The 16857-nt window shown below is 70.2% G+C and carries 9 protein-coding genes; 5 read left to right on the top strand and 4 right to left on the bottom strand.

Annotated elements, in window-relative coordinates; all coding sequences use genetic code 11:
• Positions 1–31: 31 nt before the first annotated feature.
• Positions 32–4711 carry an ATP-dependent RNA helicase HrpA gene (hrpA, locus tag AB1046_RS16085; RefSeq protein WP_369370302.1) on the top strand — a complete coding sequence of 1560 codons (4680 nt, stop codon included), beginning with the start codon at positions 32–34 and terminating at the stop codon, positions 4709–4711.
• A 60-nt stretch (positions 4712–4771) separates the two neighbouring features.
• On the opposite strand, the gene AB1046_RS16090 is transcribed toward hrpA, so the two are convergent.
• Positions 4772–7156, bottom strand: a complete 2385-nt coding sequence (locus AB1046_RS16090) for a hypothetical protein (protein WP_369370303.1) — start codon at positions 7154–7156, stop codon at positions 4772–4774.
• 210 nt (positions 7157–7366) lie between these two features.
• Between AB1046_RS16090 and AB1046_RS16095 the strand changes: the two genes are divergently transcribed.
• Positions 7367–7564, top strand: coding sequence for a PspC domain-containing protein (locus tag AB1046_RS16095; protein ID WP_369370304.1), 198 nt, complete (start codon positions 7367–7369; stop codon positions 7562–7564).
• Positions 7565–7585: 21 nt separating this feature from the next.
• Here the strand turns inward: AB1046_RS16095 and AB1046_RS16100 are convergent, their stop codons facing one another.
• Together AB1046_RS16100 and AB1046_RS16105 are read right to left on the bottom strand one after the other, a co-directional pair.
• Positions 7586–9010 carry a hypothetical protein gene (locus AB1046_RS16100; RefSeq protein ID WP_369370305.1) on the bottom strand — a complete coding sequence of 475 codons (1425 nt, stop codon included), beginning with the start codon at positions 9008–9010 and terminating at the stop codon, positions 7586–7588.
• A gap of 87 nt (positions 9011–9097) precedes the next feature.
• Complete coding sequence (locus tag AB1046_RS16105; protein WP_369370306.1) at positions 9098–10378, bottom strand: hypothetical protein; 1281 nt, start codon at positions 10376–10378, stop codon at positions 9098–9100.
• A gap of 560 nt (positions 10379–10938) precedes the next feature.
• On the opposite strand from AB1046_RS16105, the gene AB1046_RS16110 reads away from it, so the two are divergent.
• A complete protein-coding gene (locus tag AB1046_RS16110; RefSeq protein ID WP_369370307.1) occupies positions 10939–12372 on the top strand; it encodes an alpha-amylase family protein in 1434 nt (477 codons plus the stop codon).
• Positions 12373–12498: 126 nt separating this feature from the next.
• Here AB1046_RS16110 and AB1046_RS16115 read toward each other — a convergent pair whose 3' ends face one another.
• Positions 12499–14937, bottom strand: a complete 2439-nt coding sequence (locus AB1046_RS16115; protein WP_369370308.1) for an esterase-like activity of phytase family protein — start codon at positions 14935–14937, stop codon at positions 12499–12501.
• 100 nt (positions 14938–15037) lie between these two features.
• Here AB1046_RS16115 and AB1046_RS16120 point away from each other — a divergent pair, with 100 nt between their 5' ends.
• Positions 15038–16339: an MFS transporter gene (locus AB1046_RS16120; RefSeq protein ID WP_369370309.1), complete on the top strand. Its 1302-nt coding sequence runs from the start codon at positions 15038–15040 to the stop codon at positions 16337–16339.
• 105 nt (positions 16340–16444) lie between these two features.
• The gene (locus AB1046_RS16125) at positions 16445–16849 is read left to right on the top strand and encodes a hypothetical protein (protein ID WP_369370310.1); all 405 of its coding nucleotides are present in this window, start codon (positions 16445–16447) and stop codon (positions 16847–16849) included.
• Positions 16850–16857: the final 8 nt, after the last annotated feature.

A 16857-nucleotide genomic window follows, 5' to 3' on the forward strand; every position in this document is an offset into this window, starting at 1 on the left:
GGCCGCCCGGGCGGAGGCCGGAACCGCGGGCGTGGTGCACGCGGGAGGTCGGCCGGCGGGCTGGCCAACAAGACGGCCCCCCGAACGGTCAGCAGGACCGCCGGCCCGGCGCACCGGGCCGCGCCGCGTCTCGACGGCGCAGCTCGAAGCCGCTGCCGCGAAGCGCGCCGCCGTCGAGGTGCCGCCCATCACCTACCCGGCGCAGCTGCCCGTCTCGGCGCGGCGCGACGACATCTCCGCTGCGATCCGCGACAACCAGGTAGTGATCGTGGCCGGCGAGACCGGCTCCGGAAAGACCACGCAGATCCCGAAGATCGCCCTGGAGCTGGGGCGTGGCCGGCAGGGCCAGATCGGGCACACGCAGCCCCGGCGGCTGGCCGCGCGCACGGTCGCGGAGCGGATCGCCGAGGAGCTCGGCACGCAGCTCGGCGGCGTGGTGGGCTACCAGGTGCGGTTTACCGACCAGTCCAGCGAGGACACGCTGGTCAAGGTCATGACCGACGGCATCCTGCTCGCGCAGATCCAGCGCGACCCGCAGCTGCTCGCCTACGACACGATCATCATCGACGAGGCGCACGAGCGGTCCCTCAACATCGACTTCCTGCTGGGCTACCTGTCGCGGCTCCTGCCGCAGCGGCCCGACCTGAAGCTGATCATCACGTCGGCCACCATCGACTCGGAGCGGTTTGCCGCGCACTTCTCCCCCGCGGCCCTGGCCCAGCGGGGCGGAGCGCCCACCTACGTCACCGACCTGCTCGCGGACCAGGCCCCGATCGTCGAGGTGTCCGGCCGGACGTTCCCGGTCGAGATCCGCTATCGCCCGCTCTCGCCGGACGAAGGCGAGGCGGGTACGGAAGGCGAGCGGCCGCCGTCGGGCAATGCCGGCGGACCGAAGAAGAAGGGCCGGGCGCGCGGCGGCGAGGAGAAGGACCTCGTCACCGGCATCATCGATGCCTGCGACGAGCTGCTGCGGGAGGGCACCGGCGACATCCTGGTGTTCCTCTCGGGCGAGCGGGAGATCCACGACACCGCCGACGGGCTCGCCGGCCACCTCAAGGAACGCGCCCGCGACCCCAAGCATCCGCAGCACATCGAGATCATGCCGCTGTACGCGCGGCTCTCCAGCGCGGAGCAGCACCGGGTCTTCCAGCAGCACAGCTCGCGGCGCATCGTGCTGGCGACGAACGTCGCCGAGACGTCGCTGACCGTCCCGGGCATCCACTACGTGGTGGACCCCGGCACGGCGCGCATCAGCCGCTACTCCAAGCAGACCAAGGTGCAGCGGCTGCCGATCGAGGCGGTGTCGCAGGCCTCCGCCAACCAGCGCAGCGGCCGGTCCGGCCGCGTCGCGGACGGCATAGCGATCCGCCTGTACTCCGAGGAGGACTTCGACGGGCGGCCCGAGTTCACCGAGCCCGAGATCCTGCGCACCTCCCTGGCGTCGGTGCTGCTGCAGATGATCTCGGTCGGAGTGGTCAGCACGCCCGACGACGTCGCGCGGTTCCCCTTCGTCGAGCCCCCGGACACGCGCGCGATCCGCGACGGCGTCCAGCTGCTCACGGAGCTCGGCGCGCTGGAAGAGGTCTCGTCGGACGGCGGGACCGTCACGCAGCTCACCGAGGTGGGCCGCACGCTGGCTGCGCTCCCCATGGACCCGCGCCTGGCGCGGATGGTCCTCGAGGGCTCGCGCCAAGGCGTCGCCCGCGAGGTCGCGATCGTGGCAGCCGCGCTGTCGATCCAGGACCCGCGCGAACGCCCCGCCGAGCAGCGCGCGCAGGCCGACCAGCAGCACGCCCGCTTCGCCGACCCGCGCTCCGACTTCCTCACCTACCTCAACCTGTGGGAGTACGTGCGGGAGCAGCAGCACCTGATGGGCAGCTCGGCCTTCCGCCGGCTGTGCAAGTCCGAGTACCTGAACTTCCTGCGCATCCGCGAGTGGCAGGACGTCGTGGCGCAGCTCCGCGAGATGTCGCGGCCGCTGGGCATCGAGATGTCGTTCCAGCCGCGGCGTCGGTCGTCCGACGGCGGTGGGTCGGGTCCGGTGGAGGGCGGTGATACGCCTGAGGTCGAGTCGCCTTCGTATCGGCAGACCTGGGACGACGACACCATTCACCGTTCGTTGCTGGCTGGGCTTTTGTCGCAGATCGGGATGCAGGACACCGGTGAGGTCAAGGCATCCGCCGTCGCGCATCTGCGGGGCGAGGCCCGCGAGCGGGCGCTGAAGCGCGCGACGAAGCAGGCTCGCAACGAGTACGTCGGCGCGCGTGGGGCGCGGTTCGCGATCTTCCCCGGGTCGCCGCTGTCCAAGAAGCCGCCGGTGTGGATCATGGCGGGCGAGCTGGTGGAGACCAGCCGGCTCTGGGCCCGCGACGTGGCGCGCATCCAGCCCGAGTGGGCCGAAGACCTGGCCGGGCCGCTCGCGAAGCGCACCTACTCGGAGCCGCACTGGTCCAGCAAGCAGGGCGCCGCGATGTGCACGGAGAAGGTGCTGCTGTACGGGGTGCCGATCGTGTCCGACCGCCGGGTGCTCTACGCGAAGGTCGACCCCGAGGCGGCGCGCGAGATGTTCGTGCGGCACGCGCTCGTCCAGGGCGAGTGGACCACGCACCACCGGTTCTTCCACGACAACCGTGCCCTCCTGGAAGAGGCCGGCGAGCTGGAGGCCCGCTCCCGCAAGCGCGGCCTGGTCGCCGACGAGGACGACCTCTTCGCCTTCTACGACGAGCGCGTCCCCGACTCCGTGGTGTCCGCCGCGCACTTCGACCGCTGGTGGTCGCGCGCGCGCAAGGAGACGCCGGACCTGCTCGCCTTCACGATGGAGCAGCTGGTCGGCGACGCGTCCGTCGACACCGCGCAGTTCCCGGAGACCTGGCCCCAGGGCGAGCTCTCCCTGCCGCTCACCTACCAGTTCCAGCCCGGCTCCGAGGCCGACGGCGTCACGGTGCACATCCCCGTCGCCGTGCTCGCGCGCGTGGTGCCCGACGGGTTCGACTGGATGGTGCCCGGGCTCCTCGAAGAGCTGACCGTCGCGACCATCAAGTCGCTGCCCAAGGCGGTACGGCGCGAGCTCGTGCCGGCACCCGACGTCGCGCGCGAGATAGTCGCGTGGCTGCGCACGGAGTGCCCTGCCTGGGAGGACATCGTCCGGGCCGGCGACATGGCGGAGCCGTTCGTGTCCGCGTTCACGCGGGCTGTCCGGGTGCTGCGTGACGTGGTGGTGCCGGCTGAGGTCTGGGACGACGAGCGTCTGTCGCGGCTTCCCGCGCATCTGCGGGTCACGTTCCGGGTGATCGAGGAGCGCGGGCGGGGGCGGTCGGCGTCTTCGATCGTGCTGGACGAGTCGAAGGATCTGTTGCTGTTGCAGCGGAAGTTGGCTGCGCAGGCTGAGGCTGCTGTGCGGTCTGCTGTGCGTGGGGCTGTTGGGGCGGCGTTGGCTGAGGCTCGGGCTGCTTCTGTTGCTGGTGGTTCCGCTGGTTCTGCTGTTGCTGGGGCGGGCGCGGAAGGCGACGACCCTCGCGCGGACGCGTTCACGGGCCCCAGGGGGCCCTCCACTTCGGGAAGGAATACGTCCGCGCGAGGGTCTTCGCCTTCCGCGCCCTTCGTAGGTTCGTCGCCTTCTGGGGTGGGGCGCGGCTCCAGTGACGGGGTGGTTGGCGGGGGCGTTGGCAGTGGCGTTGGTGGTGGCGGTGAGGTTGGCGTTGGGAGTGGAGTCGAGGGGCTTGGGGGTGCTGGTGGGAGTGTTGTCGGGGAGCAGGCTGGGTTGAGTGGTTGGCCTGCCGGGCTGCCCGACGGCGGGGTGTTGCCCGCTTCGGTGGCTACCGATGTGGGGGCCGGGGTTGTGGTGCGGGGGTTCCCTGCGCTGGTGGAGGAGCGTTCTGCCAAGGTGAAGGGGCAGGCCCGGTCCGTCGGGGTTGCGCTGCGGATCCTGGCGGACTCGACGCAGCAGGACGTGCTGCACGCGGCCGGCGTGCGGCGGCTGCTGGTGTCCGAGGCCGCGCTGGGTGCTGGGCGGATCACGTCTCGGTGGACGGGGACGCAGTCGCTGACGATGGCGGCGTCGCCGTATCCGAGCACCGAGGCGCTGGTGGCCGATCTGCAGCTCGCGGCTGTTGTGTCGCTGACTTCTGGTGGCGAGTCTGCGCGGTATGACACGCCGCCGGGCGGAGTGGATGCTGCGGCCGTGCGGTCCGCGTCGGCGTACGCCGACGCGCTGGCGTTTGTGCGGCAGCACCTGGAGGACGAGGTCTACCGCGTCGTCGGGCACGTGGTGGCCGCACTCTCGGCGAGCCGGACGCTCGAGGCGGAGATCCGCGCGTCGGGCAGCCTCGCCCTGCTGAACACGCTCCAGGACCTGCGTGAGCATCGCGCCGCCCTCATCCACGACGGGTTCGTGTCGACGACGCCGCCGCGGCGGCTGCCCCACCTGGCGCGCTACCTGCGCGCGGACTCGCACCGCCTGGTGAAGGCCACGGAGAACCCCGCGCGGGACTCCGATCTCGCCTGGCGGATCGGCGATGTCACCGCCGCGTACGAGAAGGCGCAGACCGCATACGCGGCGGGCTCCCCCGACGCCGCCCGCGCGGCCGAGCTCGCGGATGTGCGCTGGATGCTGGAGGAGCTGCGTGTCTCGCTGTTCGCGCAGCAGCTCGGCACGGACGGCCCGGTCAGCGAGAAGCGCATCCGCAAGGTGCTGGTACCGAACGGCTGGTGACCCCTGCCGATACAGAGGGGCCGGCTGCGCACTTCCGCGGCCGGCCCCTCTGGCGGGCGGTCAGCGCTGGTAGGCCGCCCGGCTGTAAGCATTCGGCGGTGCCGGGTCGCCCTTCGCCACGAGCAGCACCTGGACCGCGGTGACCCGCTTGGTGTAGCTCTCGGTACCTGCACCGTCGCCGTTCTTGGCCCAGCCGAGCCAGCCGGTCCCGGCGACGTGGGTCCGGTAGTAGATGTCGAACTGGGCGGCCATCTGGCCCGTCAGGCGCATCCTGTAAGCCGACGTCCGGTTCGTTGCGTGGTACGTCCCCGCGACACGATCGTCGGCCACGTAGCTGCGCCAGCCGTCACCCTCGACCTTGGCCGACACCTGGACGCCGCCCGAGTACTGCGTCCCGTCGACGTCAACACGCAGCGCGTTCAGCCGCTGAGTCGTGCTGGTCAGGCCCGCGGTCGAACCGCCCATCACCGGCGCGCGCCACACGTTCGACGGCCGGAGGTAGGACCTGACGTGCACCTGCTGCTGCACCGGCGCGTAGTAGTAGGCCGCATTGCCCGACCCGGACTCCAGACGCTCGCCCTTCGGCAGGACCCTGATCTGGACGGCCTCGATCCCGTAGCCGAACCCGACGGTGCCTGCCTCCGCACCGTTCTTGGCCCAGCCCAGCCAGCCGTACTTGGGCACGTAGGCGCGGTACCAGACGTCGTAGTAGGGGGCCAGCACCCCGCCATCGTCGATACGGAACGCCTCAAGACGGCGGTTCTCCCCGACACTTCCGACGTAGAAGACCGTGTCCTTGACCTTGAATCCTTCCCACCCCTGGCCTTGGACGTATCCCTCCATGTCGAACCAGTAGTCGGCAATGCCACCGCCGTCGTCGGGGAGTTCCCCACCTCTGGAGCTCACATACCCAGGAGCCGGCCACGGTTCAGCCACCAGCATCTCGAGCCCCCTGCCGCTCCCCGGAGAGCCGATCGAGACGGCGTCGGGGCTGCAGTACGAATAGTTCTTCAACCAGCTTGATCCGACGAGTTTGCCCCCGTAGCAGACGTCGGCGTCCTCCCGGTCGCCGATCTTGACCGAAGCCGTGACCGTCTTGGGCGCCATACCCGGCGCGTAGGCGGTCACTCGGGCCGTCAGCGTGTGTCCCTCGTCGGGCGGAAGGCTGAGGTAATGAGCGTCCTCATCGCTTAGACCGGACGAGACCACCTTGCCCGCCCGCAGCCACTCGAACTTGTAGGACGTCGGCTGCGGCGAGAACCCGGACACCTTGACGTACAGGTTCGGGTCCAGGCGCACGTCGTCGAACGCCGTGATGGTGGCCTTTCCACCGGTGAAAGGACAGCCGTCCGCACAAATCCGGGCCGTCGCGGACAACGTGGGGGCGCCCTCGAACTGCCGGTACTCGGCGGAAATCTCCTGTAACCCGGTACCGAGCGGCGCCTGCTCCACGAGGACGGTCTCGGACTGTGCGTCGAACGTCGTACGGCCGACCTCCTGAGTCCCGTGCCGGAGCACGACCTCGCCCATCGGTCTGACCTCCAGGTCGCTCGTGAGCGTGACTTCCAACGGGATACGACCGTCGCCCGGGATCGAATCCTCCAGACCGCGCACAGTGATCGCCGGCGGTGCGGGCTGCGTCGTGCTGGTGGTCCCCACCAGGAAGTTCTTCCACCGAGCAGGACCGCGCACGCCATACCGGTCGACTCCCCGCACGTGCAGGTACTTGCTACCGGATGTCGTGGGTACCACGGGGATCACCACCGGGCTGCTGTCCGCCACAGAGATGCTCTCCCACGTCGCGGGTCGGCTCGAGCTCTCCGTCACGGCGTACTCGTACGCGACGGCCTCGCCCTGACGTGTGGCGGCCACCAGATACTGGCCGGCCACGCCCGCCCCACCGCGAGCCTCGCCGTAGACATACACGGCTCCGGCGCCGAGCACTGGCACGGTCAGCGCGACGACGGGTGGCTGCCGCACCCCGAAGCGGCACGACGCCACCGGCTCCGCCCCCCAGACGTCGCCCTCGCGGACACGGACCTCGAGGGTGTAGACGTTCTCGTGGCTCAGGTACAGCTCGCGCTCGACCGTGCTCAGTCCGGCGTCGACCGGGTCGGGGAACCCGGTCACCGACACACCGTCCGGCCCGAGGATCGAGTAGAAGACCGACGACACCTCCGTAGCGGCGTCGAACGTCGTGGCCCACTGCAGATCGATGTAGTCACCGGTGCCGGTGTACCAAGCAGGCTCGGCGCCGCAGGCGTCACCGTTCACGGTGATCGACGGCGCAGGCTCGACTGACGCTGACGGCTCCGCTGACGCAGACGGCTCCGCCGACGCGGCCGCCGGGATCGCGGGCACCGTGATCAGGCCGGCGAGCAGCGCGCCGCCCGTCAGGGCTGCCAGGACACGGCTCGGTAGACCCGAAGATTGCAAGGGGTTCAAATCGTCGTTCCTCTCAAGGGCCCCTCAGGGGCCGCCAAGCCCCCGCGCAGGAAGGGCTGCGCCGAGACTAGATCGGGCGATAACGGCACAACAACGCGGTTTCGCGAAGTTCACCCGCGCTCGCCCGCGTCAGAACCCTGGGCCGGATCAGGGCCCTACCAGGGAATCACCGGATACTCGACAGCCTGCGAGGCGCGTACCGTCGATGGCATGAGCACACCGACCCTCTCCCGTCCACGCCAGGGGCGCATGATCGGTGGCGTCTGCGCCGCCATCGCCCGCCGATTCGGCTGGAACCCGACGCTCGTGCGCGTGGTCACCGTCGCGTCCATCCTCATCCCGGGTCCGCAGGTCCTGGCCTACATCATCGGCTGGATCGCCATTCCGAACGAGCGCCAGGCGGCCTGACGACGCCGCCCGGCAGCCGGCTCAGCGCTGGTAGGCCGCCCGGCCGTTGCCGTTCATCGGCGCGCGCTCGCCCTTCTTGACGAGCACCACCTGCACCGCCGTGTTGCGCTGACCGTACGACTCCGTGCCGGCGCCGGCACCGTTCTTGGCCCAGCCCAGCCAGCCGGTGCCGGCCACGTAGACGCGGTAGTAGATGTCGTACTGCTCGGCCATCTCGCCGGTGAGCCGCATCTTGTAGGCGGACGTCCGGTCCGTGGAGTCATACGTGCCCGCGACCTTCGTGTCGCCCACGTAGGGCCGCCAGCCGTCACCCTCGACCTTCGCCGAGACCTGCACGCCGCCCGAGTAGCGCAGGCCGGTCACGTCGACCCGCACCGCGTTCAGCCGTTGCGAGGTGCTGGTCAGCCCGGCGGTCGAGCCGCCGTGCACCAGCGGCTGCCAGCCGTCAGGCCGCAGGTAGGGCTGCACGGTCACCTGGTTCTGGGTCGCCTTGTCGTAGAACGGCGCGTTCCCCGTGCCCGATGCCGTGGGCGCCTTTCCCTTCGGCAGCACCCGGATCTGCACGTCCTCGATGCGGTAGCCGTACCCGGTGGTGCCGGCGTTCTCGCCGTTCTTGGCCCAACCGAGCCAGCCGTACTTCGGCGAGTACGCGCGGTACCAGACGTCGTAGAACGAGACGTGCGGGCCGCCGGGCGTGATCCGGAAGGCTTCGAAGCGGCGGCTCTGGCCGATGCTGCCGACGTACGGGATGTTGTCCCGGTACTTCTGCCCCGACCAGCCAAGGCCCTGGACGTAGCCCTCCGTCTCGAACCAGAAGGGCGCGGGCATCTCGTCGCTGTCGGTCGACGGGTCCGTACCCGCGGCGTACGACCCCGATGTCGGGTAGGCGATCAGCGCCTGCGCCGTCGCCCCGCTGCCCGGCAGCCCCGCACTCATCCCGTCCGAAATTTGGCAGTAGCAGAAGTTGCTCTCCCACGGGGAACCGATCCAGCTGAGCCCGTAGTTGACGTGCATCGTGTCGCGGGGACGGACCGTGAACGGCGTCGAGGTCGCCGAGGTCGAGGTGGTGCCGGTCCGGTGCGCCGTGACCTGGACGGAGACCTCGTGCCCGACGTCGGCCGGGGAGCTGAGGTACCGCCAGCCCGTCTCGCCCTCGATGGCCGCGCCGTCCCGGAGCCACTGATAGGTGTACGACGAGGGCTCAGGCCTGAAGCCGCTGATCTCGGCCCCGTAGTCGCTGTTGTAGCTCGGATGGGTCTCCCCCGCCGACCGCAAAGACTCGACGACCACGGACCCACCAGTGAACGGCGGCTCGACGACAGCCGCGGCAGCTGAGACCGCCGGCACCAGCGCCAGGGAACCTGCCAGTGCTCCGGCGGCGAGCCCCGCCACGGCGCGGACCACCCTGACCCGGAGCCGCGCGGAAGGGGACAGAACAACAGTCATTACGATCTCCGGTCATCGTGCGAGCGGATCAAGGCTAGATGGCGCCGCACAAGCCGCCGGACCAGATCGGCAAAGTTCACCCCGACCTCAGAGCGGCTGCGGTCCGGGCAGAAGCACCGTGATCCCTGCGGCGGCAGCCGCATCACGGACGCCTAGGTAGTCGGAGCACGTGATGGCGACATGGGTGTCGTCGGGCAGGACCAGCCATTGCTTCCCGCCGCGGACGAGCTGGCCGACCCCGCTGATCAGAGCGGTTACCGGGAGGTCTAGCTCCGGGACGGACTCGTCGATCGGCATCAGGTGGGCGCGCCCGTCCGACAGCGTCAGAACCATTTCGCCCACCGGCACCGAGGTGCTTTGCGGGCGCGGGTCCCGCGGAGGGTCCACTCGGACCAGGAAGCCCGTCCATTCTTGGCCGGCGGTCTGCTGCCCTGACCTAAGCCACAGCAGCAGTGCCAGGCAGACGGCCCCGAGAAACGCCACACCGCCGAGGAGGATGAGACCGTTCTCTGGTTCCCTCAGCACGGCCAGTACCCCGACCAGCCCGAAGACACCGAAGAGGAATACGGCGACGGCGACCAGCATCACCCGCGATCCTTGCTCTTCGGCGCGCGCTGCCCGGACGTTGGCCCGCGGGCCAGGACCCGCACCCGGTCTGCTGCCCGACGGCGCGTGCGGACCGCGGCGCGCCGACCCGTCCCGGCCGGGCACCCCGTGCAGCAGCTGCCAGCCCATCCACTGGTGCCGCTCCTCGACCTCCGCTCGAGCGAGTCTCGTGGCGAAGGAAGCTCGCCGGTAGTAGCGAACCTGCGAGCAGACGGTCGGCGGTAGCGCCGCGAGCAGAAAGGTGATGAGCAGCAGCACATACTGACCTGGCTCGAAGTCCCACCAGCCTGGGGATGCGATAACACCGATCAGCGTCAGGAAGAAGGCGTAGAGCGGCAGGTGCAGCCGCAGCACCTCCCGACCACGCGCCCGGTCGGTGTGGCTGCCGGAGAAGTACACCGCTCCGACGAACGGCCGCTCCTCGATCGGAAAGAACCAGCGAGCCCGGTACGGCTGCGTCGCCTCAGGATCGACATCGATGTCCCGTTCCTCACCCGCGGGGAGCGGGCGTACCGGCAGGGCCAGCACTCGCGGGTCGTAGATCGCCCATGACCACGCCTTTCTCAGCTCCCAAGCCCGGTTCCATCGACGTCGATACCAGGCCCAACCCGTCCACGCGACGGCGAGCAGGCCGCAGCCGGCGAGAGCCAGCACGGGATCAGGGCCAGCAACCGGTACGCCCGGCAGCAGTGCGGCCACGAACCACACCAGGGGCGCGAGCCCGACGAGCTGGAAGAGGATCAAGAAGCTGCCGGCGACCATTCGGAAGATTGAGAGATCCACCTGCTCCGCGCGCCAGAGGTGAGCGCATGCGGCGGCATACCAGTCTCCGAAGGTGCCGGCGGGCGTGACATCGTCCGGATGGGGCGGGAGCCCGCGCGTGAGGGCCTCCGGCTTGAGGGGAACCACGCCCCAGTAGGTCCGACGGGCCTTGGCCCCCAGCGGCCCGACCCATGCGGGTGTCCTGTGGACGTACCCCAACGCTGACCTCCCAGGTGGACCGGCGCGACGGGAGCCAGCGTACGGGTGGTGCAGTTGCCCACCCTTGGACAAGGCCGCATTTCACCCCGGCTTTTCCTCGGGCGAGATCCTCTCCTTCCTCATTCACGGACCGCAGTTCATCGCGTACCTCGCGTTCTGGCTCCTCATGCCGAACGACTCCGAGTAGCCGACCCGCACTGCCAAGCCACCGGAGCCCGGACCGCCACGGTCCGGGCTCTGGCGTTTCACCCCGAATGTCTGCAATGCTTTGCAGCAAGATCCGGAAAGGGCCCCGCAATGACGCGCGCGCCCGCGCCGGGACGACGCCGCAAGGAGCCGCAATGATGCGCCATCCGAACGTGCCCCGACGCCTGTTCGCCACCCTGACGACGTTCGCCACCGCACTCACCCTGGGCCTGGTCGCCGTTGCGGCCGCTCCCACCGTGGAACGAGCCGACGCCGCTACCCCGCCGCACGGTGACGGGGACGTCATCCTGAACATGTTCCAGTGGACCTGGGACTCGGTCGCCGCGGAGTGCGCCAATACGATCGGCCCGGCCGGGTTCGGCTACGTGCAGGTCTCTCCACCGATGGAGCACGTCCGTGGCTCCCAGTGGTGGACCTCGTACCAGCCGGTGAGCTACCGGATCGAGTCCAAGCTGGGCACCCGCGCCGAGTTCGCGAACATGGTCGCCGCCTGCGACGCGGTCGGCGTCGGCGTGATCGCGGACGCCGTCGTGAACCACATGGCGGCGGGTTCCGGCACTGGGGTCGCAGGCAGCACCTACGGCCAGGACTCGTTCCCCGGCACCTACAGCGCCCCGGACTTCAACGACTGCCGCACCAACATCGCGGACTACACCAACCGGTACGAGGTGCAGAACTGCCGCCTGGTCTCGCTGCAGGACCTGCGCACCGGCTCCGACTACGTGCGCGGCCGGCTGGCCGCCTACTTCAACGACCTGGTCTCGCTCGGCGTCGACGGGTTCCGGATCGACGCCGCGAAACACATCCCGGCGTCGGACCTCGCGGCGATCAAGTCCCGGATGAACAACCCGAACGTGTTCTGGGTGCACGAGGTGATCGGCGCGGCGGGCGAGCCCATCCAGCCGGCCGAGTATCTGGGCAGCGGAGACTCGCACGAGTTCAACTACGCCCGGCAGCTCAGGGCCAACTTCGACGGGCAGATCAGGAACCTGCGGTTCATCGGTGACGGCAAGCTGCCGTACGACCGAGCGGGAGTGTTCGTGGACAACCACGACACCGAGCGCAACGGCGAGACGATGAGCTACAAGTGGGGCGCCAAGTACATCCTGGCCAACACGTTCATGCTGTCCTGGCCCTACGGTTCGCCCACCGTGTACTCGGGTTACGAGTTCTCCAACAACGACGCCGGTGCGCCCGGCGCCACCGAGACCACGGTCCCGGACGCGACCTGCGGCGCCGGGCGGTGGACGTGCACGCAGCGGTGGACGGAGATCCGCGGCATGGTCGGCTTCCACAACGCCGTCTCCGGCACGTTGGTCACAAACTGGTGGGACGACGGCGGCAACCTCGTCGCCTACGGCCGGGGCAACCGGGGGTACGTGGTGCTGAACAACACGGCCTCTGCCGTGTCGCGCTCGTTCCAGACGTCGCTCCCGGCGGGGACGTACTGCGACGTCGTCGCGTCGTCGAACTGCTCGGTGACGCGGACCGTCGGCAGCGACGGCTGGTTCACCGCGACGGTCCCGGCGTACGGAGCACTGGCGATCCACGTGAACGCCCGAGGCTGAGCTCCACTCGGCGACTACACACCTGCGGGGTGGGTTGCGCTGAGTAGATCTTGTCTACTCAGCGCAACCCACCCCGCATTCCTATGGTTACCGCGCGTGGCTACCGCGAGACGCCCAAACCCTCGGTCAGCGGAACAGCCTCCACGAGCTGCCCAGGTCGAGGAAAACCGTCTCGCCGGTCGCGTCCTGCACGCCGTCGTTGTCGGTCACGGCGTAGACGCGGCCGTCACCGCCGATCGTGAGGCCCTCGAGCTTCTCCTGCGTCCAGCCGTTCGTCGCACGCAGCGCGGGCAGGACGTCGATCGCCAGCTTTTTGCGGAGCACCGGAACCGTGCCCGGGCGCGGGTCGCGCTTCGGCAGGTCCACCGTGTACACGGCCTTGAGCTCCGCCGCCGGGCCGTTGAGCTTGTCCCGCTCGATCACGGCGAGCGTGTTGCTGTCCACCACCGTCACCTCGGACAGGCCCACCCAGTCGCCATCGGCGGTCGGCGCGGACAGCGGGTAGCCGAACCAGGTCCACTCGCCGGTCGCGACGTCGTACCGCCCGATGCGGGCGTAACCGCCGAGGCCGTCGTCGCTGGTCAGGCCACGCTGCAGCGCGACGAAGAGGTGCTCACCGTCGCGGTCCACCGTCCCGGCCACACCCTCGATGCCCCATCGCCCGAGGCCCGAGGCAACGTCGTCGGGCAGGCTGATCCGCTGCTGGACGCTGCCCGACGCCGACACGCGCACCAGCGCGTTCTGCGCGCCGGTCGCACCCTCGACGCCGAGCCAGAACCCGCCGGCTTTGCCCCGGACGGACGGCCGGGCCCAGATGCCCTCGGCGTCCAGGCCGACCGGTTCGCCGGCCTCGGTGACGACGATCTCGCGGTCGATCACCGCGGGCTCGTCGTCGGTGCCGCGCGAGCCTGCGGTCGAGACGGAGAGGATCGACGTCGGCGACTTCGCGGCGTCGGTCACCGTCCACAGGCGGTCCCGCCGGTCCGGGTCGGCCGAGAGGGCGCCGAGCGCGGTCCAGCCGATCGGCTTCTTCTCGCCGTCAGCGGTGCGGACGTCGGCGGAGACGATCGACGGGAACGCGGGCGTTCCAGCATCGCGGGCGTACCGGTACCCCTTGCCGAACACCGACACCGACGCGCGGACGCCGACCTCGGCGTCGTCCTCCTCGGAGGAGACGACGAGCAGGTTCCGCGACGGGACCGGCAGGATCCCCTCCGGACCGTTCGTCGTGGCCAGGACCTGCACGAACCGCGGCCTCGACGCGCGGGACACGTCGTAGACGGCCACGAAGTTGGACCGCTCGGAACCCACGAACGCGTACCGGACCCCGTCGAGCGTCGCGACCGCGAGGCCCTCCATCTCCACGCCCTTGTTGTCGGCGCGGTCGTCGTTGTGCAGGCCCACGCTCACGGCCAGCTCCTCGAGGTCGGCGCCCGCGTCCCAGACGACGTCGCCGGTCGCGGCCTCGAAGACCGACCAGCCGCGCGTGCCGCCCTTCCAGTCGCCCTCGTTCGCCGTGGCGACGTGCTCGTCGTCCACCCAGCCGATCGCGTCGGGCTCGCGCGGTACCGCCGGGAGCGAACCGGTCTGGTCGATCACATCGTCGTTGTCGACGTCCACGCCCTCCAGCGCGACGTCGCCCGCGGAGAACACGCTCTCGAGCTCGCCTGTGACGACGTCGAGCACCGCGACGCCGTTGTTCTCCTGGAGCGTCACCGCGACCTTGGTGTCGGACGGGTTGATCGCCACGTACTCCGGCTCCGCGTCCTGCGGGGTGTCCAGGCCCGCGTCCGCGAGCGCCTGCACGTCGAGCGCAACGGGGCGCGTCTGCCAGGCCGCGGGGTCGCTGCCCGGGAGGTCCACGAACTGCAGGAACCCGGCGGGGGCCTGCGGGAGGTCGCCCTCCTCGCCCTCGCCGGTGTCGGGCAGCGCGTCTTCGTCGCGCTGGTTCTCCATGGCGATGACGGCGTGGGCGCCGTCGTGCGTGACGGCTATCGAGTCGGGCTGGCCGCCCAGGTCGATCGAGCGCACGCGGGTGCGGGTCGCGAGGTCGACGATGTCGAGGCGGCCCGACGGCGCGGTGAACGACGGCGAGCTGTCGACGACGACGAGCACGTAGTCGCCGACGACGGCGACCGACGTCGGCTCGTCATGCTCGGAGCCGAGCTCCGCGAGCGAGAGGGTGCCGAGGCCCTGCGGCGCGTCGGGGTCGCTGATGTCGACGAACCCGATCCGGCGTGCGGCGGCATCGGTGTGGACGAGGGTCTTGCCGTCGTCGGTGACGGCGGAGATCTCGGCGAGCGTCGTCTCCGCGGGGTCGGTGCCAGCGGGGACGTTCTGGAAGACGGGGTAGGTGGCGAGGCGGTGGAAGGTCTCGCGTGCGCTGGGCGAGCCGAGCGGGCTGGGCGAGCCGAACGTGCCGGCCGAGCCGAAGGCGCTGACGCCGCTTGCAACCGAGCTCGTCGAGGCCTGCTGACCGGCGGCGTACGCCGGGATAACGCTCAGCCCCAGTGCGAGGGCGGCGCCGGAAGCGATGAATGCCGCGTGGCGGCGGTTGGGGGACACGTTGCGCACGTTTGCCTGACCTGGTGGCGGTCAGGCTGCGCCCCGATGGCGGCGGGGTTGCGGCAGGGTGAACACCGCGGGGGCAAACTACTGTGAAGGAGTGACAGTCCTTGCAGAGCTACGTGCGCTGCTGCGCCTCCCCGGGTTCCGCAAGCTGTTCGCGGTACGCCTGGTCTCCCAGGCCGGTGACGGCATGTTCCAGGTGGGGCTCGCCAGCCTCCTGTTCTTCAGCCCGCAGTCGCAGGGGTCGGCCGCGGCGATCGCCGGCGCGTTCGCGGTGATGCTGGCGCCGTTCACGGTGGTGGGTCCGTTCGCCGGTGTGTTCCTGGACCGCTGGCAGCGCCGCCAGGTGCTGGTCTACGGCAATGCGGTGCGGGTGCTGATCACCGGCACGATGGCGGTGCTCATGCTCACCCAGGGCGTCTCCCCGGCGATCTACGTGCTCGGGCTCGCCGCCCTGAGCGTCAACCGGTTCCTCCTCGCGGGCCTGTCGGCGGGCCTGCCGCGGGTGGTCCAGGGCGACCTGCTGCTCACGGCCAATGCGCTCACGCCGACGCTCGGCGCGGGCGCGGCGTTCCTCGGGGGCGGCATCGGCTTTGTGCTCGGCCTCGCGATGCCGGCCGGCCGCATCCAGGACGCGACGGCGCTGGCCTGCGCGTGCGTCGTCATGGGCTGCGCCGCGCTGCTCGGGCTGCGGATGTCGCGCACGCTGCTGGGCCCGGAGCGCCCGGCCGTGGACTCGATCCGCAACCAGATCGTGGCCGTGGCGCGCGGCCTGGTCGACGGCGCCCGCTACCTGGCCGCCCGCCGCACCCCCGGCCAGGCCCTGCTGGTGATGGCGCTGCACCGGTTCCTCTACGGGGTGGTCTTCATCGCGTCGATCCTGATGTCGCGCAACCTGCTGGCCGACCCGGGTGATCGCACCGCCGGGCTCGCGACGTTTGCCACGGTGATCGGGGCGACCGGCGTCGGCGGCGGGCTCGCGATAGTGCTCACCGCGGTACTGGCCAGGCGGATGGCCCCGCAGACGTGGATCGCCGTGATGCTGCTTGTGGCGGGGGCGTCGCAGCTGATCCTCGTGCCCGAGCCGGGCATTGTCACCGTGGTCACGGCCGCCGCGCTGCTCGGGCTCGCGGCGCAGGGCGCGAAGATCGCCGTCGACACGATCGTGCAGCGCGACTCCGAGGACGCCTACCGCGGCCGCGCGTTCGCGTTCTACGACGTCCTCTACAACGCGGCGTTTGTGGGTGCCGCAGCCATCGCGGCCTTCCTCGTGCCCGACGCCGGATGGTCACCCGGGCTCTTCGTCGCTCTCTCCCTGGGGTACGTGGCGGCAGCGATCCTGTTCGGGATGCGGGGTGCACGCACGGCTTCGCTGCCTCGGCAAACGCAGAGCGGGTGAATTTGTGGATGAGGTCCGGTCGATTGAGCCGATCACGTCCGTTTTGACGGCTGAACGGTGCAAGGATTACGAGAACTTATCTACAGGGACTGGAGGTTTCCGTTCATGTCCGACGCACCAACCGTCACCCCGACGCCCAGCTGGGGTGAGGTGTTCCCCTGGTTCCGCGAGGTCATGGCCGAAGACGACGCCTGGTACGTCGGTCAGGTCGACAGCAAGACCGACGTCGGGGTCGCGCGCCTCGCCGACGTCGCGGTAACCCGTCTCAAGTCGTTGCCCGTGGGCCGGCTCTTTCCCGCAGTGCGGCGGATCGAGCGCCTCGACGGGCTCGGCTGGCCCAAGCACCGGCTGCTCAACGCACTGCACCGGGGAGGCTGCTTCACCGGCGACGACCTCTCTTACATGGTGATCGCAGAGATGCTCTCCTGGGAGTCGGTCGGTCCGATCATCGTGAAGCAGATCCTCGAGGTCGTCGCGCTCGAGGAGATCCGGGCCAGCTCGGCCAGGTAACAAGTGAG

Source organism: Promicromonospora sp. Populi, from assembly GCF_041081105.1.
Lineage (GTDB): Bacteria > Actinomycetota > Actinomycetes > Actinomycetales > Cellulomonadaceae > Promicromonospora.

Coding starts and splice junctions, on each gene's coding strand:
- AB1046_RS16125 (WP_369370310.1), top strand. CDS start 16,445: ATGTCCGACGCACCAACCGTCACCCCGACGCCCAGCTGGGGTGAGGTG.
- AB1046_RS16095 (WP_369370304.1), top strand. CDS start 7,367: ATGAGCACACCGACCCTCTCCCGTCCACGCCAGGGGCGCATGATCGGT.
- AB1046_RS16110 (WP_369370307.1), top strand. CDS start 10,939: ATGATGCGCCATCCGAACGTGCCCCGACGCCTGTTCGCCACCCTGACG.
- AB1046_RS16100 (WP_369370305.1), bottom strand. CDS start 9,010: ATGACTGTTGTTCTGTCCCCTTCCGCGCGGCTCCGGGTCAGGGTGGTC.
- AB1046_RS16105 (WP_369370306.1), bottom strand. CDS start 10,378: ATGGTCGCCGGCAGCTTCTTGATCCTCTTCCAGCTCGTCGGGCTCGCG.